This is a genomic window from Dietzia sp. E1 (genome assembly GCF_014145015.1).
GTDB classification, from domain to species: domain Bacteria; phylum Actinomycetota; class Actinomycetes; order Mycobacteriales; family Mycobacteriaceae; genus Dietzia; species Dietzia cinnamea_A.
The window spans coordinates 1-3,370 of sequence record NZ_JAALDU010000406.1; the positions used below are offsets into that span (position 1 = coordinate 1).

The window sequence follows — 3,370 nt, forward strand, 5'->3', positions numbered from 1 at the left end:
GGGCGGGCCGCGAAGACCGTCCCGACGGTCGGCTCGGCGGCGAGCGCCTCGGTAGCCCGCTCCGCGGAGGTGAGCAGGACCGGGATCCCCGCGTCGGCGGCCAGGCGGGCGGCCGCGAGCTTGGAGGCCATACCGCCGGTCCCGAGCGCTCCCCCGGCGCCGGCCACCACGCCGTCGAGATCGCCCTCGCCGCCGACCATCGTCACCGCGGTCGCATCGCCCTTGCGGGGGTCGGAGTCGTAGAGGGCGTCGACGTCCGAGAGCAGGATGAGCGCGTCGGCGCTGATGAGGTGGGCGACCAGGGCCGCGAGCCGGTCGTTGTCGCCGAAGCGGATCTCGTTGGTCGCGACGGTGTCGTTCTCGTTGATCACCGGCACCGCCCGCAGGGTGCGCAGGCGGTCGAGGGTGCGCTGCGCGTTGGCCGCGCTGTCCCGGCGACCGATGTCGGCGGCGGTGAGCAGCACCTGCCCCACCACCCGGTCGTAGCGGGCGAACGAGTCACCCCACGCGCGCGCCAGTTCGAGCTGCCCGACGCTCGCGGCGGCCTGCTTGGCGGACAGCGTCGCGGGCCGGGTGGTCATACCCAACGGGGCCATCCCGGCGCCGATCGCGCCCGAGGACACCACGAACACGTCCGATCCGCCGGTCATGCGCGTCTGGCAGACGTCCGCCAGAGTGTCGAGCTCGGCGCGCCGGATCCCGCCGTGGAAGCTGGTGATCGCGGACGAGCCGATCTTGACCACCACGCGGCGGGCCATGCCGATGCGACGGCGCAGCTCGCGCTCGGTGGTCACTCCAGGATCTCCTCGTCCGGGTCGATGAGGCCGCGGCGCACGCGCTTGCGGTACTTGCGCTCGGCGGCGCCCACGCGCTCGTCGGACTCGAGTCGGATGTCCGTGCCGCGGCCGGTGCGCATGAGGTCGACGCCGGCCGGGGTCTGCGGCTCCCACTCGAACGAGACGTCGCCGATCGTGACCGTGCAGCCCTCCTCGGCGCCGGCCTTGATGAGCGCGTCCTCCACGCCGATCCGGGCGAGGCGGTCGGCGAGGAAGCCCACGGCCTCGTCGTTCTCGAAGTCGGTCTGACGGATCCACCGCTCGGGCTTGGTGCCGGTGACGACGAAGTCGCCGGGAGAGGCGGGGTCGGGGCGGACGTCGAACTCGCCCGCGTCCACGGCCTTGGGCCGGATGACGATCCGCTCGGGCGCGGCGGGCGGGTTGGCCTTCCGGTGCGCCTTCACCAGCTCGTAGAGCCCGAAGCGCAACTCGTCGAGTCCCTTGTGGGCGACCGCGGAGATGGCGTAGACGGGCCACCCCCGGGCCTCGAACTGCTCGCGGACCATCTCGGCCATGTCGGCGGCGTCGGGCACGTCGATCTTGTTGAGCACCACCACGCGGGGCCGGTCGGACAGGTCGCCGATCCCGGCGTCGGACAGCTCCGACCGGTACGCGGCGAGCTCCGCCTCGAGGGCGTCGACGTCGGAGACCGGGTCTCGGTCGGACTCGAGGTTCGCGCAGTCGACGACGTGGGCCAGGACGGCGGTGCGTTCGATGTGACGCAGGAAGTCCAGGCCGAGGCCGCGGCCCTCGCTGGCACCGGGGATGAGGCCGGGTACATCGGCGATCGTGAAGGTGTCGTCGCCGACAGACACCACGCCGAGGTTGGGCACCAAGGTCGTGAACGGGTAGTCGGCGATCTTGGGCTTGGCCGCGGAGAGCACCGAGACGAGCGAGGACTTGCCGGCGGACGGGAAGCCCACGAGCCCGACGTCGGCCATCGACTTGAGCTCGAGCGTGACGTCCCGGACCTCGCCGGGCTCGCCCAGCAGGGCGAAGCCGGGCGCCTTACGCGCACGGGACGCCAGGGCCGCGTTGCCGAGACCGCCCTTTCCGCCCTCGGCTGCGACGAACCGGGTGCCGGCGCCGACGAGGTCCGCGAGGACCTCACCGTTCTCGTCCAGCACGACCGTGCCGGGCGGGACCGGGAGCACGAGGTCGGCGCCCTGGGCGCCGTTGCGGTGGGAACCCATGCCGGGCTGGCCCTTGCCGGCGCGGGCGTGGGGCCGGAAGTGGAAGTCGAGCAGGGTGTGGACCTGCGGGTCCACGACGAGCACGACGTCACCGCCGTCGCCGCCGTTGCCGCCGTCGGGGCCGCCGAGCGGTTTGAACTTCTCGCGGTGCACGGACGTGCAGCCGCGGCCGCCGTCCCCCGCCGCGAGGTGGAGGACGACGCGGTCGACGAATCTCGACATGGTGGGGACTCCTCCTGGTGACGGACGACGGTGGATCGGGTGGTGCTGCCGCAAATACTCTCGGGGGCCGGGTGTGGGGTCGATCAGACCCCGCCCGGCCCCCGAGGGCGATTCACGTGTGGTTCGGTCGGCTGGGAGGCTCAGGCCTCGGCGCCGGCCGGCACGATGTTCACGGTCTTGCGGCCGCGCTTGGTTCCGAACTCCACCGCACCGGCGGAGAGGGCGAACAGGGTGTCGTCGCCGCCGCGGCCGACGTTCACGCCCGGGTGGAACTTGGTGCCGCGCTGACGCACCAGGATCTCGCCGGCGTTGACCTCCTGGCCACCGAAGCGCTTGACGCCGAGACGCTGCGCGTTGGAGTCACGACCGTTACGGGTGCTGGACGCGCCCTTCTTGCTTGCCATGTCCGAGTCCCTCCTTCAGGGAGCACGCCCGAGGGCGCTGAGCTGGTGGCCTTGGCGGCCGGTGACGGATTACTTGATACCGGTGATCTTGACGACCGTCAGCTTCTGACGGTGGCCCTGACGCTTGTGGTACCCGGTCTTGTTCTTGAACTTGTGGATCCGGATCTTCGGACCCTTGGTCTGCTCGACGATCTCGCCGGAGACGGTGACCTTGGCCAGGGCGTCGGCGTCGGAGGTGACGGCCGAGCCGTCCACCACGAGGATCGGGGACAGCGACACGGAGGTTCCGGCCTCGCCCTCGATCTTCTCGACCTTGACCTGGTCCCCTTCGGCGACCTTGTACTGCTTGCCGCCGGTCTTGACGATCGCGTACATCGAGGGCTTCCCCTTGCTTCTCGGGTGTGCGGCCGCCGGGGCGACCGCACCTGGTGTGCGGTGTTCTCTCATGCTCGCCGGCTCACGCCGGTCGGAGGTCGTCGGCCACGCCGGTCCGTGTGGACCGGGCCCGCGACTCCTCGCGCGGCGACATAGCGCCGCGACGAGCGACCTGTCAAGGTTACGGTCCGGCGGCGCAGCAGGTCAAACCGACCGTGCCGCCGGACACGCGGCCCGGTCTCTCAGTCGCTCGTGGGAGCCGTCGTCGACCGGGTCGCGCGTCGCCTCGCGGGGCGCCTGCGCGGCTCGGCGACCACGGCGGTCGGCGTCTGCGCGAGCG

Annotated in this window: 4 protein-coding genes; all 4 read right to left on the bottom strand. The window is 72.0% G+C overall.

The window, feature by feature from the left end; genetic code table 11:
• On the bottom strand, positions 1-758 hold a 758-nt coding region (proB, locus tag G6030_RS13050), incomplete at its 3' end, for a glutamate 5-kinase (RefSeq protein ID WP_182643422.1).
• Between the two features lie 32 nt (positions 759-790).
• Complete coding sequence (gene obgE / locus G6030_RS13055) at positions 791-2,251, bottom strand: GTPase ObgE (RefSeq protein WP_070722145.1); 1,461 nt, start codon at positions 2,249-2,251, stop codon at positions 791-793.
• Between the two features lie 140 nt (positions 2,252-2,391).
• A complete protein-coding gene (gene rpmA / locus G6030_RS13060; RefSeq protein WP_007626965.1) occupies positions 2,392-2,655 on the bottom strand; it encodes a 50S ribosomal protein L27 in 264 nt (87 codons plus the stop codon).
• Between the two features lie 69 nt (positions 2,656-2,724).
• On the bottom strand, positions 2,725-3,030 hold the full coding sequence (gene rplU / locus G6030_RS13065; protein ID WP_007626967.1) for a 50S ribosomal protein L21: 306 nt from the start codon (positions 3,028-3,030) through the stop codon (positions 2,725-2,727).
• Positions 3,031-3,370: the final 340 nt, after the last annotated feature.

What these genes read in the sequence shown, in the direction of transcription:
- rplU (WP_007626967.1), bottom strand. Translation starts at nt 3,030, where the DNA reads ATGTACGCGATCGTCAAGACCGGCGGCAAGCAGTACAAGGTCGCCGAA.
- rpmA (WP_007626965.1), bottom strand. Translation starts at nt 2,655, where the DNA reads ATGGCAAGCAAGAAGGGCGCGTCCAGCACCCGTAACGGTCGTGACTCC.
- obgE (WP_070722145.1), bottom strand. Translation starts at nt 2,251, where the DNA reads ATGTCGAGATTCGTCGACCGCGTCGTCCTCCACCTCGCGGCGGGGGAC.